We start from the raw sequence: 25,987 nt of genomic DNA on the forward strand, positions 1-25,987 counted from the left end.
AATGACCAGGCAAAAGGTTGCCTGACAGTCGCTGCAATAGCCTAATATCGGGCCAGATGGATTCCAGGGAGGCGGATCAGGCAATCGATCCTGCCAGGCTTGATGGCCAGCTGGTTCGTCGCGCCTAACTGTTGCGGCAATATATCTTCTATAAGGCTTCGCCCGAAGCCATAGCGGAGCGGGGCGGGCACGACCACCGCCACGCCCGTTTCGTGCCAGTCGAGCGATAGCCCGCCTTCGTCATCGGTTGTCCAGCTGATCTGTACCTGGCCGCAACTGCGCTCTTCTCCCAGCGTGCCGAACTTGATGGAGTTGGTGACGAGTTCGTGCAGTGCCAGCCCCAGCCATTGCGCCGCCTGGGCAGTCACGCGCAATTCGGCTCCGCAAAGGGCTATGCGCGGATCATCGCCGAAGCGAAAGGTGCGCAGTTCCTCGCAGACAAGCTGTTCCAGATCGAACCCGCCATTGGAATCAGCCGCATAATGCGAGAAATGGCGAGTCAGCGCATCGAGCCGCCCGAAGAAATGGTCGGTAATGTCCCCGATCGATCCGCCGGCGGCCATGGTACGCGCGAACACCGTCCTTACAGTGGCGAGCAGCGCCTGATTGCTTTCGCGAATCTGATGCCGCGTCGACGGAGGATACGGGGCATTATCCTGCATATCCTCCTGCAGCGGGGCGGGGGGTGCCGAGGCAGACCGGCCATTTTGCTCCATTCTCTGCCTCGTCCTTCTGTACTGGTCAGTCGATCTGCCCGCACTGCGTCCGCCCGGACATGCAACAGAACAGAAACGCGGCGCCAAAGCTTACGCATTGCGATTTCAGAGGAAACTACGGCAAAAGGGACAGGGTTGATGCAGAGGAGAAATACGGAAACGGAAAATACGGGGCTGGGAGCGTCATAAGTTCCCGTCTTACGGATTCCTTCCGCCGCGCTCGGTGGTCGTGATCAGCGCGCCATCTTCGCCCTGATACTGGCCCCGCGATAACTGTATCTGGGCGCCGCTCTCGAACCCTATGCAGCGCCCGCGCGCCAGCCGTGCTACGCCGCCCGCAAATCCGGCATACGAACCCCCGACGCCGGTATTGGGGCTTGCCTGCTAAACTCGTTCTATATTTCTATTAATATCTGCGTTATAAATTGATATTTTCTATTGAGTAAAAATTTTATTTTTATACTGAATAGGGGTGTATTTCTCCGAAATCATCACGAATTTATGAAATATGGTGGATCCGTGCATTGTTGAATTGAAGAATATGATTTAAGTTATTTGGAACTTATCTGCCGAGTTCGCTGTTTCCTCGGCATCTATGGTGAGGCTTTTCGATAGAGGCCGGTCAGGATGACCGCGCGGGTGCATCTGGTCCGCCATGGCGCACATGGCGACGTCGCGCAGCGCCTGAGCGGTCGCTCCGACGATGCGCCGCTCACCGTGGAGGGGTGGGCGCAGGCGAAACGGCTGGCAAAGCGCTTCGGGCGGGACGGGCCGATCGCAGCGATCCACAGCAGCCCCCGGCAGCGAGCGAGAGAGACGGCGCAGATCATCGCCGAACGTATCGGGCTCAGCGTCCAGACGGTCGCCGCTCTGGACGAGATCGATTTCGGTACTTGGACCGGGCGCAGTCTTTCGCAGCTCGAGGGTGATCCTGACTGGGTGCAGTGGAACCGCCTCCGCGCCACTGCCCGACCTCCCGGTGGTGAAAGCATGGCGGAGGTGACTGTGCGTGCGGTGGCCCATATCGATGGGCTCGCGCGCCGCGGATGGCAGGGCACCTTGCTCTGCGTCAGCCACTGTGACGTCATCCGTGGCGTCATTGCCCATTATCTGGGGCTCGGGTTGGACCGGTTGCTTGCCTTCGATGTCGACCCCGGATCGGTCAGCACCTTGCTGGTCGGCAACTGGGGGGGGCGCCTGCTCAAGCTCAACGAGGTGGCCGAATGAGAAACATTGCCGGCCCGGGCGCTGGGATCGAGGCGCTGAGCCCCTGGCTTCAGGAGAGCCCGGCCTCCACGGCGATCCGCAGCAGGTCGGCGGTGCGCACCACTCCCAGCTTGCTCTTGATGAGGCTGCAGTTGTTGGCGATCGTCTTGTAACCTAGGCCTAAAATGTCGGCGATCTCGCTGAGACTCCGCCCCGCCGCCAGTTGCCGCAATATCTCCAGGTCACGCGGCGCCAGCGTATCGAGCGTCGCAGCCGGTGTGAACGACTGGGTGGCTAGCGCCTGGGCAATGTCCTGTTCGACATAGCGTCCGCCCGCCGCGACCTTGCGGATGGCGACGAGCAGTTCGTCCGGCGCCGCGTTCTTGCTGATATAGCCTTGCGCGCCCGCATTGAGCGCGCGCGTCACGTAGAGCGGCTGGTCGTGCATCGACAGGACGAGGATTGGTACCGTGCCGATCTGGCGCAGCCGGGCGACCAGCTCGATTCCGCCCAGCTCGGGGAGGTTTAGGTCGAGCACGATCAGGTCGAGCTTTTCGGACCGGGCGCAGGCAAGGCTCTCGCGCCCTGTGGCTGCCTCGAAAATGCGGGTGCCGGGAATCATCGCCAGCATGCGGCTGAGCCCGGCGCGGACAATGGCATGATCGTCGACCAGAAGGATGTTCATTGCGACGCTCCGGCGTCCTCCGATGTGGGTTCTGGGGCGCACGTGCAGGGCAGGCGGGCGGCGACCGCCCAGCCGCTGCCTTCAGACCCATATTGTAGCGTGCCGCCAAGCTGCGCGACACGCTCACGCATGCCGATCAGTCCAAATCCGCTCGACGCGGTTGCCGCGCCGGCGGCGAACGCAAAGCCGTCATTCTCGATCCGCACGGCCAGAATGTCGCCCGCTTCGCGCGTGATGGTAATGGCGATCCGCTTGGGGTTGGCGTGGCGAACGGCGTTGCTCAGCGCCTCCTGCACGATGCGGTACGCCACCTCGGCCGCGGTTTCGCAGATCATCCCAGGCGGCAGTACCGTCTCGAACAGGATGTCGCCGCGCCGCGCCGCCCAGAAGGCGACGAGATTCTCGATCGCTGCCCGCAGCCCGAATTCGGTAACGGAGGCAGGGCGCAGCCAGCCGAGCAGATCGCGTACCTGGCCCTGCATATAGGCGACGGCCTCGCGAATCTCGTGGGCGCGGGGCACGGCATCGGCTGCGCGCCCGGCTTCGCATAGCTGCGCGATCAACGCGGCATCGAGGCTGACCGCGAAAAGCCGCGGCCCGATTTCGTCGTGCAGGTCGCGGGCGATTTCGGCGCGCTCTTCCTCCTGCAACTGTGCGAGCTGTTCGCCCAACTGGCGGTTGCGCCGCATGGTCAGCGCAAGCTGTGCCGTCATTGCGTTGAACCCGCGCTGCAGCACGCGCAATTCGGGTGGCCCGGTTTCGGCGACCGACGCCGAATAGTCGCCCGCGCCGAGATTTTCGAACTGGTTGCTGAGCTGTGACAGCGGGCGGAGACCGGCACCGAGCGCCAGCCAGATCAACAGGCCGCCGACCACCGATACGCCCGTCACCACCTTGCCCAGCGTGAATGCCTCTTCCCAGGAAGCGCGAACATCGGGGGCGGGCGTCGCCGTGAGCGCCAGCGCAAGCGGCGTATCGTGCTTGATCGGTACGGGGAGGATCACGGACGGCGGCTTTTCCGCCACCAGCCGGCTAAACCATTCGGGCGGTGCCGGGCCCGTTTCGGGCTGCGAGGCCATGATCGGGTGGCCGCCCGTTGCAATCAGCGTCATCGCCACATGGCGATTGCCATCGAATGTGTGCACCAGCTGATGCAAGTCGCGCATCGGATGGTCGGAGCGGGCAATGTCCTCGAGCACGCCCGCCGCCGTCTGGCGCGCGCCGGCAAGCCCGGCTTCGAGTTCGGCTGCGAGTTCGTGACGCACCTGATAGCCGACGAGGACCGCGCCCAGCGTGACGCTGAGCGCCCAGACCAGCGTGACGAGCAGAATGACCCGCAAGCGAAGCGACATGAGGGCTCCCTAGCACAAACACGCAACCCACAAGTCCTCTATAGGCGATCGGGAACTTTTCCCGGGAAAATAGGGAAGCCCGGCCATGGTTCCTGCCGGACACGCCAGCTAGTGCGATGCTGACCAATATCCAGAGCAGTTTAGGGGTTGCGTTATATGATCGCGCGTCGGGCGTTTCGTTCCTGGTTCCTGGCTTCGACCGGCATGTTTGCCTGCGTCCAGGCCCCCGCAGCACTGGCGCAGACCAGCGCGGCGCCCGCTGACGACATCGTCATCACCGCGAAGCGGCTCGACGAGGCGCGGGAAAGCATCAAGCCCAGCCTCGGTGCGTCGACCTACACGATCGACCAGCAGGCGATCCAGAATCTTCCCGGCAGCGATAATCAGCCGATCCAGGACATCATCCTGCAGATGCCGGGCGTCAGCCAGGACCAGTTCGGCCAGTTCCATGTGCGCGATGAGCATAATGGCGTCCAGTATCGGCTGAACGGCGTCATCATTCCCGAGAGCATCGCGGTGTTCGGCCAGATGCTGTCGCCGCGCCTTGTCGACAAGATGAGCCTCGTCACCGGCACGCTGCCCGCGCAATATGGCCTGCGCACCGCCGGCATCCTCGACATCACGACCAAGTCGGGCCTGAAGGACAGCACCACCGTCAGCATCTATGGCGGCAGCTTCGGCACGGTCGAGCCGAGCATCCAGCTATCGGGCAGTTCGGGCGCGACGAGCTGGTTCGCCTCGGGCGACTATAAGCATTCCGATCTCGGCATCGAAAATGTCAACGGCAACCGCAGCGCGCTGCACGACCAGACCGACCAGTTCAACGGTTTCGGCTATGTCGATCACATCCTCGGCGCCAACGATCGTATCGCCCTGACCGGCGGCTATACCAACCAATATTATCAGATCCCGAACCCGACCGGGCTGACCGGCGGCCAGACGGACGTGAATGGCAACCCCGTTTCTGTCAACGGCGTCACCAGCTATCCCAGCGAACAGCTGAACGAGCGCCAGCTCCAGACCTTTGGCTTCGGCGCGCTTTCCTGGTTGCATACGGCCGGCGATTTCTCGTTCCAGGCATCCGCCTTCGGTCGCGTCGCGACGCTGACCTACCGGCCCGACTATACCGGTGAACTGCTGTTCAACGGCCAGGCGCAATATGCGAACAAGAAGGACACGACCTTCGGCTTCCAGTTCGACAGCGCCTACAGGCTGTCGGACAGCCACACGCTGCGCGGCGGTATCCTGTTCGAGAACGACCGGTCGAAGAGCGCCACCAACACCAATGTCTTCCCGACCACGGGCGATACCTTCGATCCCACAAATCCCAATGCCGGCTGGCAGCAGGGCAGCATCCTTGCCAATGCGCAGCCGGTGTCGCTGCCCTTCGCGATCACCATCACCCAGCGCACCTACAGCGTCTATCTGCAGGACGAATGGCACCTGACGCCGAAGCTGGTGCTCAACTATGGCGCGCGCTTTGACGAGAATGACGGCCCGCGCGACGAGCGCCAGCTGTCGCCGCGCGTCAACATGGTGTGGACGCCCAATGCCGGCTTCACCTTCCACGCCGGCTATGCCCGCTATTTCGCGCCGGCGCCGTTCGAGCTGATCGCCAACAGCAACCTGGCGCAGGTGTTCAACACCACCGCATCGCCCAATGTGCGGACCAACGACACCACCTATGCCCAGCGCGAAAACTATTGGGATGCCGGGTTCCAGCAGAAGATCGGCGCCTTCACCTTCGGGCTCGACGGCTATCTGCGCCGCTCGACGCATCTGGTTGACGAAGGCCAGTTCGGTGCGCCGATCATCCTGTCGCCGTTCAACTATGCCCGCGGCCGTATTGTCGGCACCGAGCTGACGCTCAACTATGCCCGGGGCGGTTTCACCGCCTATGGCAACATCGCCTATCAAAAGGCGCAGGGCATCAACATCGTCTCGAACGAGTATAACTTCCAGGCGGCGGATCTCGCCTATATCGCCAACCACTATATCTACCTCGACCACGACCAGACCTGGTCGGGATCGGCGGGCGCCTCGTACAACTGGCGCGGCGGTGCGCTGGCGGGTTCGCGCGTTTCGGCGAGCATGATCCTGGGTTCGGGCCTGCGCCGCGACCTCACGCTGCCGGATGGATCGGGCATCCCCAACGGGGCCGCGCTGCCGACCTATGTGACGTTCAACCTCTCGGCGGGCCACAAGTTCGGCGACAGCGGCTTCGATGTGCACGTCGACGTCCAGAACCTGTTCGACCATGTCTATGAAATCCGCGACGGAACGGGCGTCGGCGTCGGCGCGCCCTCTTACGGGGCGCGGCGCGGCTTCTTCGTGGGAGTCAGCAAGACCTTCTGATTGCTGTTCGTGGGGCGGTGATCCGGATAGGGTGCGCCGCCATGCGACACGCCAAGGATCCCGCCGAACTCGAAAAACAGATCACGCTGCGCCAGCTGCGCTATCTTGTGGCGCTGGCGGACGCCGGGAGCTTTACCCGGGCGGCGGCGGCGGCGGGCGTGTCGCAGCCGTCGCTGTCGCAACAGATTCGATTGCTGGAAGAGGCGGTGGGCGGGCCGCTGGCCGAACGCGGTGCGCGGGTGTTGCTGACCCCGCTGGGGCGCGAAGTGGTCGAGCGCGCGCGCGGCATCCTGTTGCAGGTACGTGATCTGCAGGAACTGCGCGGGCAGGGCGAGGCGGCGCTGCAGGGTACGATCCGGCTCGGCGTGTCGCCTACCATGGGGGCCTATCTTTTGCCGCGGCTCGTCTCGCGGCTGCACCGGCGCTATCAGGCGCTGCGCGTCCATGTTCGTGAAAGCGTGCCTGCCGCGCTGGTCGAGGGGCTGCTCGCCGGTCGGTTCGACGTGATCCTGGCGCAATTGCCGCTGCAGGCGCCGGGCGCGCATGTCGAGCGGCTGTTCCGCGAACCGCTGCATCTGGCGATGGCGGCCGATCACCCGCTTGCCGAACGCGCGGCGATCGTCACCGAGGACCTGGCAGGGCAGGAACTGCTGATCCTCGAGCGCAGCTATCGGTTGAGCGAACAGGTGATTGCGCTGGCGGCGGAGGCCGGCGCGCGCGTCCTGACCGATTATGAAGGCACCAGCCTCGACGCGATCCGCCAGATGGCCGGCATGGGCATGGGGCTGGCGGTGCTGCCCGAACTCTATGTGCGGCAGGAGATCGGCCCCGGCGGCGACGTGGTGGCGCGCCCGTTCCGGGGCGCACGCCAATATCGTGAACTGGGCCTTTTGTGGCGCAGCGGTGCGGGGCGTGCCGCGGCCTATCACCATCTGGCGAGCGAACTTGTCGACTGTGTCGATGAAATAGGAATTTCCTATCGATGATATAGTCTGACCTCCATTGTGCCAATCTGTCGGTGTCTGCATCTAGGGGACGTGCAGGGAGGTACGGCATAGTGGCAGGTGAAAGGCGGATTGGCTGGGCGGAAGTGCGCGCCTGGCTGGGCGAAGTGGTGGGGCCGGACCGCCCTTATCTGCGCATCGCCATGGTCTATGGCGCAGCGATAAGCCTGTTGTCCCTGGCGACGCCGATTTCGGTGCAGCTGCTGATCAACAGCGTGGCGAACATCGCGCTGCCGGCACCGCTGCTGACGCTGGCGCTGATCCTGTTCGCGCTGCTGCTGATCGTCGCGGTGCTCAGTGCGCTGCGCATTCACCTGATGGCGCTGTTCGAGCGCCGGATGTTCGCGCGTACGGTTGCCGAAATCACGATCCGCGCCGTGCATGCGCGCAACCCTTTCTTTGCCGATGCGCGGCGCGGTGATCTGTTCAACCGCTATTTCGACTTGATGACGGTGCAGAAATCGGTGCCCAGCCTGGTGATCGGCGGGTTCACGATCCTGCTGCAATCGGTGGTTGGGCTGGTGGTGACCAGCTTCTATCATCCGTTCTTTCTCGCCTTCAACATCGTCCTGATCTTCACCGTGCTGCTGATCTGGCAGTTCTGGTCGCCCGGGGCGATCCGCTCTGCCGTGGCGCTCAGCCATGCCAAGCATGAGGCGGCGCGCTGGCTGGAAGGGCTGGGGAGTTCGAACGGCTTCTATAAGTCGAGCCGCCATCTCGATTTCGCGATGGACGGTTCCGAGGGCATGACGGCAGCCTATGTCGCCGAGCATCGCCGGCATTTCCGCTACAGCTTCGCCCAGACCTGTGCGCTGCTGTTGCTCTATGCGGTGGCGAGCGCGGCGCTGCTGGCGCTGGGCGGTTGGCTGATTCTGCAGGGGCAGCTGTCGATCGGCCAGCTGGTCGCGGCCGAACTGATCCTGTCGGGGGTCTTCTATGGGCTGGGCCAGCTCGGCACCTATCTTGACGCCTTTTACGACATGGTTGCCGCGGCCGAGGAAGTCTCGCTGCTCTACGCCATCCCGCATGAGCATCATGGCGGTGCTGCGCAGGTGCCGGCCAGCGGCGAGGTGCGGCTGCGCGACGTGAGCGTCGGCGATGCGCGGATCGACTTGCAGATCGAAGCGGGCGCGCAGCTGGTGGCGGTCGCCGCCAGCGAGATGGACCGCTGCCTGTCGCTGCTGCTCAAGCGCAACCTCGATCCCGACCGGGGGCTGGTGATGGTGGGTGGCGTCGATCTGGAGGCGCTCGATGTCTATCGCCTGCGGTCGGACGTGGTGGTGCTCGACCGCCCGACGATCGTGGAGATCACGATCCGCGACTATCTGGCGCTGGCCGGCCCCGGTGTACTCGCCTCCGCCCAGCTCGATGCATTGGCGCGGGTCGGGCTGGAGCCGCGGATCGCGCAGCTTCCAGGCGGCATGGATACGCTGCTGGCGGCTTCCGGTTGGCCGCTGTCGATCGGCGAACTGATGGCCCTTAAGCTCGCCAATGCACTGCTCGCCCGGCCCAGGGTGCTGGTGCTGAGCCCCTTGTTCGATCTGTTGCCGCCCGAGCGGCTGACCAATGTGCTCGACACGCTGCGCGGGGCGGGGACGACGGTGCTGCTGTTCACCGGCCGGCCCGACGCGATCCGCCGCGACGGCTATCTCTGGCTGGGCCGCACGCGCCAGCAGCGTTTCGACGCGCTGGAGCCGCTGCTGGCGGCGCTGGCCGAAACGGAGGATCATCATGCCCTTTCGCGCTGAAAATCTCAGCCACTTCCCGACACTGGCGGCGATGCGGCCGCCCCGGCTGGCGCGCGTGCTGGCGTGGATGATCGTGATCGGCGTGACGCTGGTGGTGCTCGCGCTGATCTATGTCCCCTGGGTCCAGACGGCGCAGGGGCGCGGGCAGGTGGTCGCGCTCGATCCCGAGGCGCGGGTGCAGTCGGTCACCGCGCTGGTGCCGGGGCGGGTTGAGCGCTGGTTCGTCACCGACGGCCAGCAGGTGAAGAAGGGCGACCCGATCGCCAAGATCACCGACAACGACCCGAATCTCCTGTCGCGCCTCGCCGCCGAGCGCGCCCAGATCGAGGCGGAGATCGCCGCTATCCGGCAGGCGCAGAGCGTTGCGGGCATCGACGTCCGCCGCTCGCGCGAGCTGCTGGCCGAGGGACTGGTGGCGCGGCGCGAGCTGGAACAGGCGCAGATCCGCGTTGCGGACCAGGGCGCGAAGCTGGCCGAGGCACGCGCCAAGCTCAACCGCATCGACGTGTCGATCAACCGGCAGGCGGTGCAGATCGTCCGCGCGCCGCGCGACGGCCGTATCCAGACGATCAACGCCGCCGCCGGCGCGACGCTGGTCAGCCCGGGCACCGAGCTGGCGACGCTCGCCCCCGAACATTCGGTGGAGCGAGTGGTCGAGCTGCTGATCGACGGGCGCGACGTGGCGCTGGTGCGCCCCGGCCGCCGGGTGCGGCTGGAGTTTGAGGGCTGGCCGGCGATCCAGTTCAGCGGCTGGCCGTCGATCGCGCAGGGCCTGTTCGACGGGCGGGTGCGCTCGATCGACCCTTCGGCACAGGCGACAGGGCTGTTCCGCGTGCTGGTGGAGCAGCAACCGGGCGCGGCGCCCTGGCCCGACGGCCGCTTCGTCCGGCTGGGTGCCAAGGTGCGCGGCTGGGTGCAGATGGAGACCGTCTCGGTCGGCTATGAACTGTGGCGCCAGCTTAACGACTTCCCGCTCGAGTTCGGCCAGCCGGTCGAGGCGGGCCGGGTGAAGGGCATCGCCAAGGGGATCAAGAGCGACAAGGCCGATTATGCGGCCAAGGAAGAGAAGGAGGAGAAGAAGTGAGACGGCTACTTCTCCTCTGCGCGATGGTGCTGGCATGGCTCCCCCATGTCGCCGCCGCGCAACCGCTGACGCTGGACGAAGTGCTGCGCTCCTCTGCCCGCTTCGCGCCGCAGATCGTCGAGGCGATGGCGAAGGAACGCGCAGCCGAGGGCAAGGCGCTGACCGCCGATGGCGCGTTCGACACGGTGTTCGACGTGGATGCCCAGACGCGCGCGCTCGGCTATTATGACGGGGCGCGTGTCGAGGCGAAGGCTAGCCGGCCCTTTTCGGACAATGGCGGTGGCCTCTATGCCGGCTATCGCGTGTCGCGCGGGCGGTTCCCGGTCTATGAGGACCGCGACTACACCAACCAGCTCGGCGAGCTGAAGGTCGGCGCGGTGTTTTCGCTGATGCGCGACCGGCTTATCGACGAGCGCCGCACCAAGCAGGCGTTGGCCGCGCGTGACATCGACATCGCCCGGCTGGAGCGCGAGATGGTGGCGATCGGCGTGCAGCGCCGCGCGCTGGGCGCCTATCAGAGCTGGGTGGTCGCCGGGCTGCGGTTGAAGGCGTATCGCGACCTGCTCGCGCTGTCTGAAGATCGCCGGGCCAAGCTGGCGAGGCAGGTGCAACTGGGGTCGCGGCCTGAAATCCTGCTGACCGAGAACGACCAGAATCTGGTCCGCCGCCGCGCCCTGGTCGCGCGCGCCGAGCAGGGCTTTGCCGATGCCGCCAACGCGCTGTCCTTCTATCTGCGCGACGAGGGGGGTCTGCCGGTGCAGGTGGGTGCGGAGCGGCTGCCCCAGGATCTGCCGGAAATGCGGCGTGGCCCGCGGCCAGCCGGGCCGGTGATGCGACCCGATGTCCAGACGCTGATGGCGCGGATCGATCAGTCGCTCGCCCGGATGGCGCAGGCCGAAAACGAGCTGAAGCCGCGGCTCGACGCCCGCGCCGAGCTGGGCCAGGACATTGGCCCGCAGGGGCTCGGCGGTCCGTCGCGGACGGGCACCGAGGCGATCGTCGGACTACGCTTTTCGGTGCCGTTCGAACGGCGCGCGGCGCGCGGCCGGATCGCCGAGGCGCGTGCGGAGATCGACGGGCTGAAGGCGCGCCGGCGGATGCTGGAGGAACAGATCGCCGTCGAGGTGAAGGGTCTGTCGATCGCGATTGACGGGACGGAGCGGCTCGCCGGTCTGGCCGAGGAGGAGGCCGGGCTCGCCGCGCAGATGGCCAAGGCCGAGCAGCGCCGGTTCGAAATGGGCGCCAGCGACTTCTTTCTGATGAACCAGCGCGAGGAAAGCGCCACCGACGCCCGGCTGCGGGCGCTCGATGCACGCTTCAGCGCACTGATCGCGCGGGCCGACCTGGCCGCCGCCACTGCAGATCGCCCCGCACTAGGGCTTTGAGCGCAGGCGGCCAGGTCGGCTCGCACACAAAGCAGGCGAACAAGCAGCCTTATGGCTGGGGTTAGGCGCTGCAGTGAACCAGCAGTTGCGGTGATGGCGACGGCAATTCACTGGCCCATGCAACATTCACTGAAATGTTGTCCCATGGAAATGGGGGGGGTGTCGTGTGGTGTTTTTGCATAATATTTTTATATTTGTAGTATTTTATAATTTTTATTATTTAATGAATTCAACAATTAGCAAATTTGTTGATATTTGATTATTGTATAATTCTTAATTTTCATATTTCTTGTCCAATTCGGTTGTATATCTATTTAGATAGAGTCAACTTGGTGGCATATGTAGTAGAAAAAATAGAACTATTATGGGATTTGTATCGCGAAGGGAGGTTGGAATGCGCTTTGCGTTCACCTGATACGCGATAAGCTATTCCAAAATGGGATGAATTTTCTTCGATGCGTCGTTTATGTCGGTAGTAATAATATCGGGGTAAATGACGGTAGTATTCCTTGTAGCGACTCTCGCACCAGAATAAGAAACGATCGATTAAACATTACGGGAAAGCTCGTCCATTTCGGTGATAAATTCATTCATATGATGGAGGGTGACCCTGCCACGATCGACCAGTTGGCGGGTGCCCCATTTAATCATGATGGTCAGGGCCAGACGATCACCCTGATAGACACCATGGTAGTCGCACGCAGCTTTCAGGATTGGACGGCCATTTATCTACCGGATGGCGCGCCGGGGCAGCCGCTGACGGAAGTTGAAGCTGTGCCGGCGCTGTCCTCTGGCGCGAGATCCATATTGAGCGAGATGGCCGGGCGGTTTCTTCGAGTGCGTCCGCAACAGCCTCGCTCGGTCCGCACCGTCGAACGACTTCTCGATTCGACATTGCGGTTGCTGGCAAGGCTGGGGCGGCTCGAGCGAATGAGCCTGGAAGCCGTGGCGCGCGACGCTAATGTGACGCAGCAAGCCGCCTATCGCTATTTCAAGGATATAGATGATTTGATCCGCGCAGCGATCGACTGGCGCCAGCGCCAATGGTATATGCGCATGCTTGATTTTTTGATCCGCGAGAAGCCGTCCTGTGAAAGCGAAATCGCCCATGCTGCGGTCTCCTTTGCAGCACAAAGCTATCGCACCGAGTTCGATGCGCCCGATCGGCTGCGGGTGCGGCTGCTGGAAGAATATCATGCACTCGGCTATCGATCGGCGTGGATACTTGCAGATACGCTATCGCAGGATCTTGCGCAGACGCAGCCCGCCTTGCGGATCGACACTGGCCGCCTGGCGCTGGCGCTTACTACCCTTTGGGCGAATCTGAAGGGATTGCTGCTGCACGCGCCACAACAGATCGAGCGATCTGGCACGCAACGCCATCTGGCTCATATCGTGCTCGCCGCGCTCTGCGACGGGCCGGAAGAAGCGAGTGAACAGCGCTCAGGCTTCAATTGAGGTGTGGTGCGCCCGCAACTGCAGTGGCGCCTCGCCGCCGGGGCGCATCAGCCATTCCACCATCCGCGCGGGGATCGGCCGCCACAGCGTGCTACCGACGGCCTTTGGACTGGTATTACCCGAATGCACTCGTCCCACATAATATTCGCTATGTGGGTTGATGGCGATCCGTTTCGGGGCCGGACTCCAGACAAAGGCATTGTCTTCGCCGATCTGAATGTCGGGGAAACCATGGTGCTCCCAGAAGGCGCGCTGGTAGCAGAGCGTGCCGCCACAAACCCAGGGGCGGATGGACTGGTAGGCATAGCGCCACGCGCGTCGGTTCTCGGAATCGTAGAAGAAAACACGGTCGAGCCCACACATGTCATGCCCGTCCAGTACCGAAAGCTGCGATTCCAGCCATTGCGGATGGCGCCAGTCGTCATCGTCCCAATGGGCGATGATCGCACCACGGGCCGCTTCGCAGGCGCGGTTGCGTTTGGCGCCGATCGTCTCGCGGCGGTCCAGTCGCAAATAGCGGATTTCGGGGTGGTGCGGCACCAGCGCTTCCACGGCGTCTTCCCCGTCATCAAGGATGATGAGTTCGCGGTCCTTGCAGGTCTGGGCAAGGAACTGGCCGATGGCCTCCTCAATAAACGCCCTGCGATTGTAGGTCGGCATGATACAGCTGACGGCGGGGCCATGTCGCGCTGTGGCGGGCAGGCGGCGTGCACCCACCTCTTCCGCCACCCGCGCAGGCGCGTCAGAGGGGACGTAGAAAGGAAGGTCCATCGCGAGCGACGCGGGCATCGTGGCTGGGCGCCACTCGCTTTGGTCGAGATAGCTTCCTTCGGCGAATTGCCAGCTGTTCGCGCCGTGGCGTATGTAAACGAACAGCTCTGCTGCCGGTATTCGACAAAGGCGGGCTCCGTCGCGCACCGCGCGTTCGAGCAGCGCTGCATCCTCGCGCAGGGAGATTTCCGGAAAGGGGCCGGATTGCTCCCACAGCGAGCGGCGATAGAGCAGTGTTCCGCCATGAATGCCCCCGACGAACAGGCGTTCGTAGAGCGCCGGGCTGGTCTCCCACAAAAGGCCGGCCGGCACGCCCAGAAACAGGTTGCCATAGACGCCCGTGATGTCGGCCACGCCCTGGCGGATCGGCGCAGACTGTCGGCGCAGTCGCTGGGGGCCATACCAGTCGTCGTCATCCCAATGCGCGATCAGTGAGCCCCGGGCTGCGGCAACTGCAGCGTTGCGGCGTGCGCCGATGCTCGCGGCATGGGTGCGCACGATGCGGATCCTGGGATCATCGATGCAATCGGGAAGGTCGCCATCGTCGTCGCACACGATTATCAGTTCGCGTTCGCAATAGTCCTGGCGCGCGAAATATTCGATTGCCTGCGCGACATAGCCGGGCCGCCCGCGCGTCGGCATGATGCAACTGATGAGCGGGTTTTCCAGTTGTGGTGATGTTGCGCGAACTGCGGACGCGAGCGGCGGGGGAGCGGGTTCTGTCGGTGCGCGTGCAAAGTCCTGGCAAGCAAGACCGCGGCACGATTCGCCGCAGCCCCGCGCGGGGCGCCCGCAGAAACGATTCTGGTAACGTTCGCGGCTGCGCGCAATCAGCATTCTGTCGAGCGCCGCCCGCCGGGCAGAGACTGGCGGGCGATGGACATAGGCCGCCGGTGCCCAGACTGACAGGTAGCCGGCCTTTGCTGCTCGCACGCCGAAATCCAGCTCCCAGCAGGGCCCTTCGCCGTACGCGGGGTCTGCCCCGCCGATCGCCTCGACCACTTCCCGCCGCACCGCCAGGCAGAAATCGGCGAGGCCTTGCGGCGCCCTCAGCGGTAGCGGCGCCGTTCCGGTTTGCGCCGATGCAGCGTCCCGCGCCGCGATGAGTGTGGCCGGGCTGGTCCCGCCGGGGCCGGGGATGAACTGGCAGTTCCAGCAATAATTGGTCGTTGGGCCGGCAAGGCCGTGGGCAGGATCGGCATCAAGCGCGGCGACCAACGCATCCAGCCATCCCGGTGCAGGGTGGGTGCCGCATTCAAGGAAGACGGATAGATCGGCCTCGAGCGTCAACAGGGCGTTGAACGCCGCTGCCGCCCCGCTGTCGCGCGGATGAATGCGGGGTAGCGCTGGAAGTGCTTCGGCTCCGCCGGCAGCGGGATCGACCAGCACCGTTACGGCATCGGCGTTGCCGCACTGGTGAAGGGCGCGCACCGTTGTCGCCAGTCGATCGCAATCACCATCGAAATATAATCCGATCGCGATCCGGCGCGCGCGATCATGGGGAACCGCCCGTGTCACAGCCCTGTCACCAAACCTTTCGGGGCGGGATGGGCGAATTCTTATCGCCCATGAATTCCATCACAGGGCCACTGAAATCGAACCCCGGCAGGTTGATGTTTGCGAAAATGGCGAAATCATAGCGGTTTCCGCCCGGGCCTACCGTCAAAGTGATTGTGCCGGTTCTAATTCTATAGTCGTAGTCAACTTGAATATCTGGCATGTGTAGCGGTAAGAAGTATTTGTTTCCTCGGAAATTCACGTATGCGCTTTCGATGGAAACCAGAGCCTCCATAAACTCGTTGCTCTCATCGTACAAAAGGTGAAAGGTGAACTGCCAGTACGGCCTGCCGAAGATGGGTTTCTTTGCCGGCCATACATATTGCACCTGCGTCGACGCGACTTGCTTCTCCGGCGGGGTCGCGACCGCATCAAATTGTGCAATATAGCCTGCGCCGTTCGCATATAGTTCGCTCACGGCAACCGAACGAGGAGGCGAGCCGATCTCTACCGGGCCATTGTCGACCATCTGCGTCGTCGCGCTTGGAATGCTTTGGCCGCTTCCCGCCTCCAGCAGCGTGGCATGCGCACCACGGGTGATGCCGTCGACGTTGAAAACATATCCTCCCTTTTCGGCGATCACGGCCGGCCATACCGGGTTCATGCCGCAGGACGGGATCAACTGAACCTGCACGGCACGCTCGCCTGGCAATTGCGGCGAGCGCAACAGGCGGCCTTGGCTATGGTCGAGGCATATATCGACGGCCCATTGGATGCCGGCCAGCGAGAAGATGCCGGCACCATCATAATTGACCTGCTGCGTTTCCTTGCCAGGACCGGCGCTTCCCGCATCCGGATATGTTACGGCGCCCACCAGCAGGCCCCCGACATTCGCACTGGTCGCGACAAAGTCGATTCCGGACTTGAATTCCTTCATCACCGCCCGGGCGCCGTCCGGGCCTGCGGCCGCCTTGCCGCCCTGACGGACCAGTGCATAGTTGACCGCCTGCGTTTTCGACGGGGTTCTGTCGTCCTCCCAGACGCAGACGATAGTACCGAATACGAAAACCCAGTCTTCCCATTCGGGAGTTGCTGAGAGCTGATCCAGCTGGTTAATCGCATATTGCACATCGTCCATCTGATAGGCGCCGGTCGGACCGCGAAAGAAGAATTCGGGCAGCATGAACAGCTTCAGCGTGCGCGTCGGCGGAGAAACAGGAGGAGGCAGCATCGATTTGGCCTTGGCCAATGCGCGAAGCAGCAACTGGACGCGCGCCTGGATGTCGTCGACGGCGGGTGTGATGCCGAGATAGGTCGTCTTGTCTTTGGGGGCCGTGTCGATCACCCAGCCGAGGAAGATGATGTCGTCATAGTCCATGTGCGCTTCTCCCAATTGGATGGTGTCAAGCCGCGCTCGGCCTGAGCCCCCCGGTGAATTTGATCAGGTAGTTGATGTAGATGTTGACCGGCCGGGTTTCTTTCTGGCTGACCCAAAGCGTGTCTGATCCCAGTGGCTTCGCGCCGCTGGTCAGCGTCGATTGCGCGCTGGGGGCGGAATCGGGGCCGCCCTGCTGCGCCGGCGAACTGGTCTCGATCTTCTGATAATCGTGGCCATGGTCTTGCAGCGCGCAATGCTGCGTGGAGCCTACACTCGCCGCGCTGCCCCCGGTTCCCGGCGGTGGCGTTCGCGCCGCTGCATCGGGATCGATCCCGCGACCGCCATCGATTCCGCGCAGGAAGTAGCCGCGATAATCGGGCAGGGCGAAGCTGCCGCCTTGTCCGCCATAAAGATAGCCGAGGACGGCAAATAGTTCCGGATAGGCCCAGCACTCGAGTGTGCGTCCATCGCACGCCATCCATCCCCAGGCCTCGATGGGCCAGAGCATCCCGATGGCCGGCGTCGGCGCCGGGGGGGATACGCCCGGGTCGGAATCGGGCGGTCCCAGCTGGCCCGCAAAGGCGATCACGGCGCCCACCGGTGCGTCGCCGAATCCAGGTTTCACGAACCAGGGAGTGGTCGGCGGCATGGTCATGGCACCATCCCCGGCGCGAACAGACCACTGGCGGCCGCATCGGTTTCGGCTGGCGTCAATATCTGCATGGCTGTCGGCACCACGATTTCCCAGCACTTGCCAATGCGGTGCTCGCCATGGTGCCGCGCCTGTGCTGCGCGTTTTAGATCGTCCACGACGGGCAATTGCTCGGTGATGGTCGCAACCAGCGTGTCGGGTCCGTCCCAGATCAACCCTGATGCGAAGAAATAGAGGAAAGCCATTTGATGCGCGGGCGAGACCGGCACCAATACCCGCGCTTCATCGGCGGCCAGGAAATGGTCGAACAGACTATCATGGTCGTCGCCGGAAGCGGATCCGACAGCAGGCACCGCCTGCCCATGCTCGAACCGGTACGACATTTCGGACCATTCGAGGGCCGTATCGAGGAACTGGACATAGCGTGGCCGGTCGACCGCGGCGATCGGCGGCGAAAGTTCGGCGCCGATTCCGGCTTCGGCGGCCGCACGGGCAAGCAGCAGGTCCGTGCACTCGCGCTTGAGCGCCTGCTGCTCGATGCGGCGCAGCTCGGCGGGTGCGCGGCGCAGATGGGCACCCTGGCCCTGCAGCAGCGCGTCTGACCGGACTTCCATTGCCGTGCGGTGCGCCGCCACCATGGCACGATACACGTCGATCTGCCACGCGCTGAGGCAGTGGTCGGTGCGTTCGCAACAGATCGTGACATTGACGAGTTCGGGCGTCGCGGGGGGCGACAGGCTGAAAGGCTTGTCGGCCAGCGACAGGGCCAGGCTCGGCTGTTCGACCGGGGGGGACAGCTGCACCTGGGTGCCGTTCGGTGGCACGCTCTGCCACCCTACCAGTAAATTGGGCGCTCCCGCGGCGGTATCTGCGGCTATTGCGCTTGCCGCGCGATAGCCTGTTGGAATTGCGACTGTGGCTTCGTCGCCGGTCCGCAACGCCGCAGTCAGCGCGATTGTGGCGGGGGGCGGAGGAACGATGTCAGTTGCCCCGACCGCTGCGCAGACGGCCGCATAGTTTTCGGGCGTTATATCCCGGAAAGAGTGGATGCCGAGCGCGGCGGGCGAGGTCGCGCGATGCCATGTGCTGCCCTGTTCGGCGCACCGCTTTTCCCGGTGGCGTTTGCCGGGTCGCGGGACAAGGAATTCCAGCAGAAGCCGGGTGCCATATTGCACGACCGATGCCTCGTAGACCTTGTTCACCCAACGATAGATGGCGCGTACATCCTCCTCGCCTCCGCGATTGTCGACAAGGCTGACAATGGAGTCCTCCATCTCCGTAAGCGTGGCCGAACTGCGAACCGTTTCCACGTCGCGAGTGATGCGGTTCACGGCCTTGCTGATAATGTCGCGAGCGAAGCGCGTAACGTCATCGGCGGCGGGGGGGCCAGGGGTGGTCGTGCGCGAGCGGGTGCCGTTGAGCGTCGCCTGGGTCGGCGGGCCATAGCTGCTCTGGAAATTGTCGTAATTGGTTGCAACGGTAACGCCGGCGAGCAGTCTGGTCGTCTGTTCCAGCAGGCCGAGCCGCTTCTCGCTGTCGTCGCTTTCGAGCAACTGCGCCGCGACCTCGTGGCGTTGCTGCACGTCGACAATGCGGTGTCCGCGGCGCGTTTCAATTCGTCGCCGTTCACCACGCATGACATTCTCGATACGGGCGATTTCTCCCGCAGCGTAGCCGAGCAGGCGCTGACGCACCATCTGGAGGTCGCCCACCGCGTAAAAGCCGACCCAGCCCCTGCCGGGGAGCGCAGCCGCCTGGGTCGCAGGTGGCATTGGGAAAATATCCGGCGGAAGCAGCAGCGTCGCATTGCCGAGTAGCGCCTGTTCATTGGCATCCAGCTTTTCCGGGATCTTCAGACCGTGTTCCGGATCCAGGCCTTTGGCGACGGCATTTGCGTACCAAAGCGTTAGCGCGAGATCGTTGAGCCAACGCTGGTCATAGCCGAGCAACACGACCAGCGCGAAATAGCTTTCCCATACCCGCTCCAGCGATGTCTTGTAGGCGGCACTGGCGAAATAGCTTGCGTCCACGCCATAGGCTTCGAGCAATGTCTTTGTCGTCTCGAGCAGCCGGTGGAGCCACGTGCCGTCGTCCGGCGCGATCGGCCGCAGCCGCGCCGCCGCCGCGGCAAAGCCGGCGATCGGGCCGTCCAGCGCCTTTGGCGACGCCACATATTCTCCCTGATAGGGAGGTGCGCCGTCGATGAAGTTCAGCGCCTGTGCTTCCATCGCCGCACGGCCCTGGCCCGCGGCTGTGGCCAGTGCGGTGATAAAGGCGGAAGCCGGAGGCGAGCTCTCCTCATAGCTGAAGAAACCATATTCCAGATCGCTGGCCGGCAGCCGGGGCCACGCGCGGACATAGACATAGGGAAAGAGCTCGCCGCCGACGGGGGTGATATCCGGCATCGGCGTGGGGCCGGGCGGTGGCAATGGCGCGGGTTCGGGAGGTGTGGGCGCCGGAGGCGGTGTCGGCGGCGCGGGTGGATGGGCGCCCGGCGAGTAGAAGAACATGATGCCAGAGAAATGGTGCGTCGGCGCCCGGCCGCGCCAGTTATAGTCAAGTTGCGCGTCGACACCGACTCTCAACGAAGAGCGCGCGCCTTGCACCAGCATCTGCAAAATGCCGGTCATTGCGTAGCCGGAATCGAACTGCATGTTGATCGGGGCTGGCCGGCCAGCTCCCAGGGGCACGGCGTGGGTTTGGACAGGCTCGGCCAGGCAAGTGACCTTCACCGCATGGATCCGGTCAACGTCCGCTTCGAGTTCGAAGTGAAACACGAACAGGTCGTCGAGCGTGTAGGTTTCGGTGTGGATGGACATGCTGCCTTCCTGGCCGTCTCCGGTCGAAGCAGACATCCGCCCAGCCCGTTAAGGCCGGGCGGATGCCGTGCCTTCAGGCCATCTGGACGTTTTCGAGCGTAAAGGTGAACGGCTGCGACAATTTGCCGGGGCCGCCGCCGGTCATCAGGATGTCCGCCGAAGCTACGCCGAGCAGCGAGATTTCGGTGTTCACCTGTTCGACGATTGCCGAGTTCATCACCTGACCCTGGGTGACTTGCGATACAGCGCCGATCCACAGGGTCGGCTGGAACTCGAATGCCGCCATTTGCTGCGGGACGATCGAGGTCTTGGTCGCCAGTAGCTTGCCGTCCTTGAAGATATTGGCGTTGATCGCGCCGCTGGTCAGATTGTTCTGAACCTGAACCTCGGTCGGATAGGTTGCGCTGCCAGCCGTGATGAGGACGTCGCCCGACCCGTTGCGGACCATCTGAAACGCCTGGCCGGGCTGCGCGTTGAGCTGCGGCGTGTAGTTGCCGTAGGAATCGCTCGCGGACACCTGCATGGTGGTCGGATAGACAAAGGGGTGATTGTCGCCGAGGCCGCAATTTTCGATCACGAGCCAGGCGACTGCGAGCTCGTTATAGCCGGAAGCGACATTCTTCTGGAACAGAACGATGCTCGAATTGTTCGCATCGTTGGATTTGTTGATGAAATTGAGCTGGACATCCATCGCGTGTTCCTCGGTAGCGTAGCAGCATGCCCTGCTGCGGGGTTGCCGGATGCGGCCGGCGCCGGTCAGCAGCGCACCACTTCTTCCAGTGCGAAGCCGATAGGTTTTGCGGCGAGGCCAGGCCCTCCTCCGCGCATCACGATGCGCGCCGCCGCGATTCCGGCGAGCGGAAAAAGCGTCGCGCGCTCCACTAAATGGGAGGGAAGGGGCGTGCCTTCCGCGATCGCCGGTGCTGCAACCACTCCCAGAGTTGGCACCAGTTCCACGTCCGTCCGCTGAGCAGGCGCAAGCCAGTTGCTACGCCACACCATTCGTACGCCTCGGAACAACGCCACCCTAAGCGCACCCAACGGCAGTTTATTGACGAATTCGATCGTCGCCACGCTTCGGCTCGCGCCGGCTGGATGCAACCGGCAAGCGGAGGGACTGTCGACGATCGCCCAGCGCTGCCCCGGTTCGACGCGCGTGCGGGGCGAAAAATTCCCAAGATCATCGCTCAGCGATGCTTCCAGAACCTCTTCGAAGGAAAAAGGATGAGACCAGTCGAAGGGACATTCGCGAATGACTTTCCATGCGATCGGTGCACTCGCTGTTGCCGGTACTGTCGCGCCAAACTGGAACAACGCTATACAGAGCGCCCGGCTCGCGTGCGTGCGGCTGACGAATGTTAATTCGATCGGCATGTGAACGGTCGCAACATGACATATCTTCCCCCAAGACAAAGCAAGCAAGGCTATGTCCTTCGCGCCCGCATGGCGGACGCACGATCAATATTTGATACTAGGGACCAGAACCGGGATTGGGGATGATGTCGGCCCATCAACAGGGCCAATGAAATGTCCCCCGTTCCAAGCACTTGATTAATGCTGTGCCACGACGCGAGCAATTGCCGATATGTTTAATTTTTCATTTTCGGCAGAGGGCGGCGACTGGTGGAGGGGACTGTTCGGTGCGTGCGCAGTGCGTGCGTTGAACGCGGCCGTTGGTTAGGAGGCGCCGCGCCGATGCGCGGCGGCGTTGGTACGCCGCCATCCAGAACGGGCGGGAGAAGCGCTTCGACGCCAACGATCCGTCGCAGCATCGGCGTGGCCACCGGCCGGGGGGGGGGAATTGATGCTTTGCGTAGCCCCTGGTTTTCTAGGCTATTGAAAAAAAGATCAAACCCGTCCCGGCAAAATGGCCATTGCGAAGGGGCGTCCACATATGAATCACAGGCGCACCACAAACTATTTCGAGTTTCGCACAACTGGGGGGGTGCCCATGTGTCCCGGCGTCCCCATATAGGGCTCATCGCGCCGTCCTTCCCGAGCCTGGCCGCGACCGAGAGCGATCGATGCTCCCGCTCTGACGCGGAACGCTCTCATGCCTTCGATTTCCGACATGCGGCTCATAAGACCCTTCAAACTAGCGTGCCCTAAGTCCTGCGCCAAGCAGAGGGCCGCGCGTGGCCGATACCGCAGCGCCGGCCGCCTGGGCTGAGCTCGTCCGCTTCTATCGCGCTTCCCGAACGGACCATCATCTGCACGCGGGGCCCATCCGACCCCAAAACCAAGGAGAGTACGACATGGCCAAAGGACAGCAGCGCGGCAACCGCGAGGCACGCAAGCCGAAAAAACCGGAGCCGCCGAAGCAGAATGCTTCCAATCCCTCGCTCAAGGGAACGCCGCAGGCGCAATTGCCCAAAAAGGGCTGATCTTCTTCGCGAGTCGAAAGGCTCGGTCCGTGCAGCCGCCTTCGATCCTCTGCTGCCTTGAACGCAGATCCGATGCGCTGGCCTGCGCTTTCGCGCCCCTTTCTCCCGCGCTTCGCGACAAAAAGGAATGCCGATGTCCGCTCCGACGACGAACGAACCGACTGCCACGCGCGCGCCGGCACGCAAGCAGTTCCGCAGCACGTTCGGGATGCCGCGCCCCTCACCGGACAGTCTCGAGCGGCAGAGCCGTGTCGCGCTGCTCGCCTGGAACCTGCTCGGTGGCGATGCCGCGATCGCCTTTCTCAACAGCCATGACGAGGCGCTGGGCGGGCGGCCGCTAGACCTTGCCGTCGCCAGCCCGGTCGGCTGCGAGGCGGTGGAGCAGGCGATCACCGCCCGCGTCGAGCGCCGTTGAATCGCTGCCGTGCTGCTGACCATCCGTCACCGCACCAGCTACCGCTATGCGCGGCCGGTCTGGCTGCAGCCCCACCGGATGATGCTGTGCCCGCGCGGCCAGCATGACCTCCGGCTGCTCACGACCGAGCTCCGCTGCGTGCCGCCGGCCGCGATCGACTGGACGCAGGATGTGTTCGGCAACCTGATCGCGACGGCGAGCTTCGCGGAGGCGACCCAGACGCTGACGATCGACAGCCGGATGGTGGTGGATCATTCCGCCGCGGCATGGCCGGTTTTCACCATCGCGCCATCCGCGCATCAATTTCCCTTCGCCTATTCCGATGCGGACATCGCCGATCTTGGCGGGATGCGGGTGCCACACTATCCGCAGGCGGCGGGCCGGGTAGGCGCATGGGTGGCGAAGTTCCGCGGCACCGCGCCGACCGATACGCTGACGCTGCTCAAGACGATCAACACCGCCATCGCGACCAGCCTCGCCTATCGGGTGCGGGAGGAAGAGGGCACCCAGTCGCCGGACGAGACGCTCGACCGAGGCAGCGGATCGTGCCGCGACTTCGCGACGCTGTTCATCGAGGCGGTGCGCCACCTCGGCTTTGGCGCGCATGCGGTGTCTGGCTATCTCCAGCCCGACCTGCCGGGTGACCAGCACGGCACCACCCATGCCTGGGCCGAAGTATATTTGCCCTGTGCCGGCTGGATCCCTTTCGATCCCACCCATGGCCGCATGGGCGGGGCAGGCCTGATCCCGGTGGCGGTCGCAGGCAATATCGCGCAGATTCACCCTGTGCGGGGCAGTTATCTCGGCGCGCCCGAGGACTTTCTCGACATGCAGGTCGACGTGACGGTCGAGACGAGCAGCACGCCCTCCGGTGCCTTCGACGCTTTCGCCCTCTGAGATGCCCGACCCGAACGGACGCGCCGCCGAACTCGATCGCGCCTATCGGACGTTGTGCCGGGGCGCGCGCTTCGTCGCCGGCCCCATGGGGCAAGCCGCGACGCGGCCGGAGAGCGTCGTGCCGATCAGTCATCAGCACCGGTCGAAATGGATCGGCAACGGCCTGCGCGAACTGGATCGGTTCCTCCACCATCTGCTCGACGCGTTCGCGCACGCCCATGGCCTTGGTACTGCGCCCGCCCAGCGGAACGGCGCCAACAAGTTGCGCGCGCTGCACGCGGCGCTGGGGCGAGGCGGCGACGATTACGCGCGTCTGCTGGCGCTAGGCAGCACGCGCGCCTGCCTGTTCCACTGTGACGGTATCCTGCGCAGCCGCGCGATGGCGGCGGCGTGCTGGATCGGCCTAGGCAGGGCTGGCACGCCACCGGTGCCCGATCCGGGCATGATGCTCGTCGTTGTACCGATGGACCTGCAGGGTGTCGGCCAATTCTACCACAGGCTTGCCGACGATCTCGTGCGGCCGCTCTAGTAAATACGCGGTGGAGTCCCCATCTTGATAGCATCGCGGTTCGCCCTGCCTGAGCAAGGCCGCGGCTGAGAGAGAATCCTGCTCCCGCTCTTCGAAGGAGCAGTCCCATGTCTTCTTTCTCCCTCGTTCCGCGGTCCCCGAACGTCGTTCCGTTTGTCGATGGCAGTGTGCGCCGCCGGCCGGTCCTGTCGATCTTCGCCCCCCGGCACGATCCCGCAGGGCCACCCAGTCCAAAGTCCGCGTGAATGTCGCGCGTCGTCAACATCGACGCGGCCGTGCAACAGGTACTCGCGACCTGCGCGCAGCAGCAGGCGCGGATTAGCGCCATCGAGCCGATATCACCGAGCGGCACGCACGTCGTCTTTGCCCGCGTAGAGGATGCCGAGCGCATGCGCCGTCTCTACCGCGATCGTCTCCTCGATGGCGCCGTCACGCGGACCAGCGGCGGCCGAAGGCGCGTCTGACTTTCCTCCGAAGCCTGCCTCCAAAAGGAATTCTTGCATGTCCCCATCCGCCGATCCGGCGCCCGACGCAGCAACCGTGGAAGAGCATCGGCTGATGGCCGGCTATGGAATCGCGCGCGTTCCCGCTGACGTCTTCCATTGGGGTGGCTATCGCTACTCCAGCTTCAAGGATGCGCTGGCCGCCGCCCGTCGCGCAGAACGCGCCGCCGCTTCCAATCCCACGTCCGAGGACTCCATCTGATGCAGCCTACCGCCATCACCTGCCGCGCGCAGGAAGCGCGTCAGCGCCAGCTGGCCGCGAACGCATCGCTGCCCAATGTGCGAGACATCGCTTTCGTCGCGGCTGCGGCCTGGGAAAAGGAAGCCCTGGCCGCAGAGAAGCGCGAGGCCCGCGACCGCGAGACCCGTCGCCGCCGAGGCGAGGCAAACCTCGGCCGGGCCACCTCGCCGTTCGATGACCGCAGTTTGAGTGAAAACCCGGACCGCGGCTTTGCAAATCGGGCATCGGCGCCGGTTGCGCTTGCGGTCGTGGCTTTCCGCAACGGTGCTGGCTCGGACGATTGACTTCGGATCGTGGTTTGGGCGCATGACGTGGCTTACCCGGCGATGCGGGCAGCAGGGGCTCGGCCTGTGTCCGGATCCCGCCCCTGCGGGCGATCGAGCGACCGCATGATCGGCGTCACCGTCAGCCCGTGCAGCAGGATCGTAGCCGCAACGACGATGTCGACCCAGCCGCCAGCAGGCCGCTGACGAGCGCGCCACCGAACAGGATCCGCAGCGCCATCATCAAGAGCGGTTCAAGCTGCTCCATGATAGTATGCATCTTGTGGTGGAAGGCAGGGGCAGCGCTTGATTCCCTCACCGGTCCGCATGCTTGTCGAGAATCATGTGAGGGTTTGTCCGATATAAGCTTGTCCACGGAAATAGCCGTAGCGCGTCCACGTTGCCGCAAGATCATGGATGCGCATCACGAGCGGCGACTGAATCGATCACCAACGACATCGAAAAGCACGCGCCCGGCGCATTTACCGCGAACATACTGCAATCATGATTACGCCAGCCGACTAGGTTGGCGTAATCTATGGCGTAATATCAATGTGATAAATTGGAGGGTGAAGGGAATCCAACGGGTTGGAATGCGCCTTTCAAAATAAGTACTTGCCGCACCGCAGCAAAAGTTGAGCCCCA

The 25,987-nt window shown here is 63.9% G+C and carries 24 protein-coding genes; 14 read left to right on the plus strand and 10 right to left on the minus strand.

All coding sequences use genetic code 11. The features are described from left to right. Positions 1–41: 41 nt before the first annotated feature. On the minus strand, positions 42–662 hold the full coding sequence (locus ACT53K_RS03205; RefSeq protein WP_476227083.1) for an HWE histidine kinase domain-containing protein: 621 nt from the start codon (positions 660–662) through the stop codon (positions 42–44). A gap of 681 nt (positions 663–1,343) precedes the next feature. Between ACT53K_RS03205 and ACT53K_RS03210 the strand changes: the two genes are divergently transcribed. Beyond that, positions 1,344–1,943 carry a histidine phosphatase family protein gene (locus ACT53K_RS03210; protein ID WP_476227084.1) on the plus strand — a complete coding sequence of 200 codons (600 nt, stop codon included), beginning with the start codon at positions 1,344–1,346 and terminating at the stop codon, positions 1,941–1,943. A gap of 49 nt (positions 1,944–1,992) precedes the next feature. Here ACT53K_RS03210 and ACT53K_RS03215 read toward each other — a convergent pair whose 3' ends face one another. Both ACT53K_RS03215 and ACT53K_RS03220 read right to left on the minus strand, forming a co-directional pair. Further along, positions 1,993–2,607, minus strand: a complete 615-nt coding sequence (locus ACT53K_RS03215; RefSeq protein ID WP_476227085.1) for a response regulator — start codon at positions 2,605–2,607, stop codon at positions 1,993–1,995. Next, the gene (locus ACT53K_RS03220; RefSeq protein WP_476227086.1) at positions 2,604–3,959 is read right to left on the minus strand and encodes a sensor histidine kinase; all 1,356 of its coding nucleotides are present in this window, start codon (positions 3,957–3,959) and stop codon (positions 2,604–2,606) included. The genes ACT53K_RS03215 and ACT53K_RS03220 overlap by 4 nt, the downstream gene beginning before the upstream one ends. A gap of 156 nt (positions 3,960–4,115) precedes the next feature. Here ACT53K_RS03220 and ACT53K_RS03225 point away from each other — a divergent pair, with 156 nt between their 5' ends. From ACT53K_RS03225 to ACT53K_RS03250, 6 genes are all read left to right on the plus strand, one after another. Then, on the plus strand, positions 4,116–6,314 hold the full coding sequence (locus ACT53K_RS03225) for a TonB-dependent receptor (protein WP_476227087.1): 2,199 nt from the start codon (positions 4,116–4,118) through the stop codon (positions 6,312–6,314). 41 nt (positions 6,315–6,355) lie between these two features. Next, positions 6,356–7,300 carry a hydrogen peroxide-inducible genes activator gene (locus ACT53K_RS03230; protein WP_476227088.1) on the plus strand — a complete coding sequence of 315 codons (945 nt, stop codon included), beginning with the start codon at positions 6,356–6,358 and terminating at the stop codon, positions 7,298–7,300. 71 nt (positions 7,301–7,371) lie between these two features. Further along, positions 7,372–9,066: an ABC transporter transmembrane domain-containing protein gene (locus ACT53K_RS03235; RefSeq protein ID WP_476227089.1), complete on the plus strand. Its 1,695-nt coding sequence runs from the start codon at positions 7,372–7,374 to the stop codon at positions 9,064–9,066. Beyond that, entirely contained in the window at positions 9,050–10,150 is a 1,101-nt protein-coding gene (locus ACT53K_RS03240; protein ID WP_476227090.1) for an HlyD family secretion protein, read from the plus strand. The genes ACT53K_RS03235 and ACT53K_RS03240 overlap by 17 nt, the downstream gene beginning before the upstream one ends. After that, the gene (locus tag ACT53K_RS03245; protein ID WP_476227091.1) at positions 10,147–11,535 is read left to right on the plus strand and encodes a TolC family protein; all 1,389 of its coding nucleotides are present in this window, start codon (positions 10,147–10,149) and stop codon (positions 11,533–11,535) included. The genes ACT53K_RS03240 and ACT53K_RS03245 overlap by 4 nt, the downstream gene beginning before the upstream one ends. Positions 11,536–11,976: 441 nt before the next feature. Then, entirely contained in the window at positions 11,977–12,993 is a 1,017-nt protein-coding gene (locus ACT53K_RS03250; protein ID WP_476227092.1) for a BLUF domain-containing protein, read from the plus strand. On the opposite strand, the gene ACT53K_RS03255 is transcribed toward ACT53K_RS03250, so the two are convergent. From ACT53K_RS03255 to ACT53K_RS03280, 6 genes are all read right to left on the minus strand, one after another. Continuing rightward, positions 12,979–15,195 carry a glycosyltransferase gene (locus tag ACT53K_RS03255; protein WP_476227093.1) on the minus strand — a complete coding sequence of 739 codons (2,217 nt, stop codon included), beginning with the start codon at positions 15,193–15,195 and terminating at the stop codon, positions 12,979–12,981. The two genes, ACT53K_RS03250 and ACT53K_RS03255, sit on opposite strands and share 15 nt — an antisense overlap. 94 nt (positions 15,196–15,289) lie before the next feature. After that, positions 15,290–16,639, minus strand: coding sequence for a hypothetical protein (locus tag ACT53K_RS03260; protein ID WP_476227094.1), 1,350 nt, complete (start codon positions 16,637–16,639; stop codon positions 15,290–15,292). 25 nt (positions 16,640–16,664) lie between these two features. Continuing rightward, complete coding sequence (locus tag ACT53K_RS03265; protein ID WP_476227095.1) at positions 16,665–17,294, minus strand: phage tail protein; 630 nt, start codon at positions 17,292–17,294, stop codon at positions 16,665–16,667. Beyond that, positions 17,291–20,110 (minus strand): hypothetical protein, encoded by a 2,820-nt coding sequence (locus tag ACT53K_RS03270; protein WP_476227096.1) that lies wholly within the window; start codon positions 20,108–20,110, stop codon positions 17,291–17,293. Before ACT53K_RS03270 ends, ACT53K_RS03265 begins: the two co-directional genes overlap by 4 nt. Positions 20,111–20,183: 73 nt before the next feature. Continuing rightward, positions 20,184–20,801: a hypothetical protein gene (locus ACT53K_RS03275; protein ID WP_476227097.1), complete on the minus strand. Its 618-nt coding sequence runs from the start codon at positions 20,799–20,801 to the stop codon at positions 20,184–20,186. Between the two features lie 65 nt (positions 20,802–20,866). Next, positions 20,867–21,484, minus strand: a complete 618-nt coding sequence (locus ACT53K_RS03280) for a hypothetical protein (protein WP_476227098.1) — start codon at positions 21,482–21,484, stop codon at positions 20,867–20,869. Between the two features lie 761 nt (positions 21,485–22,245). Here ACT53K_RS03280 and ACT53K_RS03285 point away from each other — a divergent pair. The 7 genes from ACT53K_RS03285 (at position 22,246) to ACT53K_RS03315 (ending at position 25,363) form a co-directional block, all read left to right on the plus strand. After that, positions 22,246–22,494 (plus strand): hypothetical protein, encoded by a 249-nt coding sequence (locus tag ACT53K_RS03285; RefSeq protein WP_476227099.1) that lies wholly within the window; start codon positions 22,246–22,248, stop codon positions 22,492–22,494. A gap of 133 nt (positions 22,495–22,627) precedes the next feature. Further along, positions 22,628–22,909, plus strand: coding sequence for a hypothetical protein (locus ACT53K_RS03290; RefSeq protein WP_476227100.1), 282 nt, complete (start codon positions 22,628–22,630; stop codon positions 22,907–22,909). 9 nt (positions 22,910–22,918) lie between these two features. Further along, positions 22,919–23,806 carry a transglutaminase family protein gene (locus tag ACT53K_RS03295; RefSeq protein WP_476227101.1) on the plus strand — a complete coding sequence of 296 codons (888 nt, stop codon included), beginning with the start codon at positions 22,919–22,921 and terminating at the stop codon, positions 23,804–23,806. A gap of 1 nt (position 23,807) precedes the next feature. Next, entirely contained in the window at positions 23,808–24,335 is a 528-nt protein-coding gene (locus ACT53K_RS03300; RefSeq protein WP_476227102.1) for a hypothetical protein, read from the plus strand. 245 nt (positions 24,336–24,580) lie between these two features. Then, entirely contained in the window at positions 24,581–24,799 is a 219-nt protein-coding gene (locus ACT53K_RS03305; protein WP_476227103.1) for a hypothetical protein, read from the plus strand. Between the two features lie 37 nt (positions 24,800–24,836). Then, positions 24,837–25,040 carry a hypothetical protein gene (locus ACT53K_RS03310; protein WP_476227104.1) on the plus strand — a complete coding sequence of 68 codons (204 nt, stop codon included), beginning with the start codon at positions 24,837–24,839 and terminating at the stop codon, positions 25,038–25,040. After that, complete coding sequence (locus ACT53K_RS03315; RefSeq protein ID WP_476227105.1) at positions 25,040–25,363, plus strand: hypothetical protein; 324 nt, start codon at positions 25,040–25,042, stop codon at positions 25,361–25,363. Before ACT53K_RS03310 ends, ACT53K_RS03315 begins: the two co-directional genes overlap by 1 nt. A gap of 121 nt (positions 25,364–25,484) precedes the next feature. On the opposite strand, the gene ACT53K_RS03320 is transcribed toward ACT53K_RS03315, so the two are convergent. Then, positions 25,485–25,610, minus strand: coding sequence for a hypothetical protein (locus ACT53K_RS03320; RefSeq protein ID WP_476227106.1), 126 nt, complete (start codon positions 25,608–25,610; stop codon positions 25,485–25,487). Positions 25,611–25,987 lie beyond the last annotated feature (377 nt).

The organism is Sphingomonas sp. DMC8 (assembly GCF_056314185.1).

Excerpts from the sequence above, each read along its gene's own strand:
- ACT53K_RS03205 (WP_476227083.1), bottom strand. The coding sequence starts at position 662 with ATGCAGGATAATGCCCCGTATCCTCCGTCGACGCGGCATCAGATTCGC.
- ACT53K_RS03210 (WP_476227084.1), top strand. The coding sequence starts at position 1,344 with ATGACCGCGCGGGTGCATCTGGTCCGCCATGGCGCACATGGCGACGTC.
- ACT53K_RS03215 (WP_476227085.1), bottom strand. The coding sequence starts at position 2,607 with ATGAACATCCTTCTGGTCGACGATCATGCCATTGTCCGCGCCGGGCTC.
- ACT53K_RS03220 (WP_476227086.1), bottom strand. The coding sequence starts at position 3,959 with ATGTCGCTTCGCTTGCGGGTCATTCTGCTCGTCACGCTGGTCTGGGCG.
- ACT53K_RS03225 (WP_476227087.1), top strand. The coding sequence starts at position 4,116 with ATGATCGCGCGTCGGGCGTTTCGTTCCTGGTTCCTGGCTTCGACCGGC.
- ACT53K_RS03230 (WP_476227088.1), top strand. The coding sequence starts at position 6,356 with ATGCGACACGCCAAGGATCCCGCCGAACTCGAAAAACAGATCACGCTG.
- ACT53K_RS03240 (WP_476227090.1), top strand. The coding sequence starts at position 9,050 with ATGCCCTTTCGCGCTGAAAATCTCAGCCACTTCCCGACACTGGCGGCG.
- ACT53K_RS03250 (WP_476227092.1), top strand. The coding sequence starts at position 11,977 with ATGAATTTTCTTCGATGCGTCGTTTATGTCGGTAGTAATAATATCGGG.
- ACT53K_RS03260 (WP_476227094.1), bottom strand. The coding sequence starts at position 16,639 with ATGGACTATGACGACATCATCTTCCTCGGCTGGGTGATCGACACGGCC.
- ACT53K_RS03265 (WP_476227095.1), bottom strand. The coding sequence starts at position 17,294 with ATGACCATGCCGCCGACCACTCCCTGGTTCGTGAAACCTGGATTCGGC.
- ACT53K_RS03270 (WP_476227096.1), bottom strand. The coding sequence starts at position 20,110 with ATGTCCATCCACACCGAAACCTACACGCTCGACGACCTGTTCGTGTTT.
- ACT53K_RS03275 (WP_476227097.1), bottom strand. The coding sequence starts at position 20,801 with ATGGATGTCCAGCTCAATTTCATCAACAAATCCAACGATGCGAACAAT.
- ACT53K_RS03280 (WP_476227098.1), bottom strand. The coding sequence starts at position 21,484 with ATGCCGATCGAATTAACATTCGTCAGCCGCACGCACGCGAGCCGGGCG.
- ACT53K_RS03290 (WP_476227100.1), top strand. The coding sequence starts at position 22,628 with ATGTCCGCTCCGACGACGAACGAACCGACTGCCACGCGCGCGCCGGCA.
- ACT53K_RS03300 (WP_476227102.1), top strand. The coding sequence starts at position 23,808 with ATGCCCGACCCGAACGGACGCGCCGCCGAACTCGATCGCGCCTATCGG.
- ACT53K_RS03305 (WP_476227103.1), top strand. The coding sequence starts at position 24,581 with ATGTCGCGCGTCGTCAACATCGACGCGGCCGTGCAACAGGTACTCGCG.
- ACT53K_RS03310 (WP_476227104.1), top strand. The coding sequence starts at position 24,837 with ATGTCCCCATCCGCCGATCCGGCGCCCGACGCAGCAACCGTGGAAGAG.
- ACT53K_RS03315 (WP_476227105.1), top strand. The coding sequence starts at position 25,040 with ATGCAGCCTACCGCCATCACCTGCCGCGCGCAGGAAGCGCGTCAGCGC.
- ACT53K_RS03320 (WP_476227106.1), bottom strand. The coding sequence starts at position 25,610 with ATGGAGCAGCTTGAACCGCTCTTGATGATGGCGCTGCGGATCCTGTTC.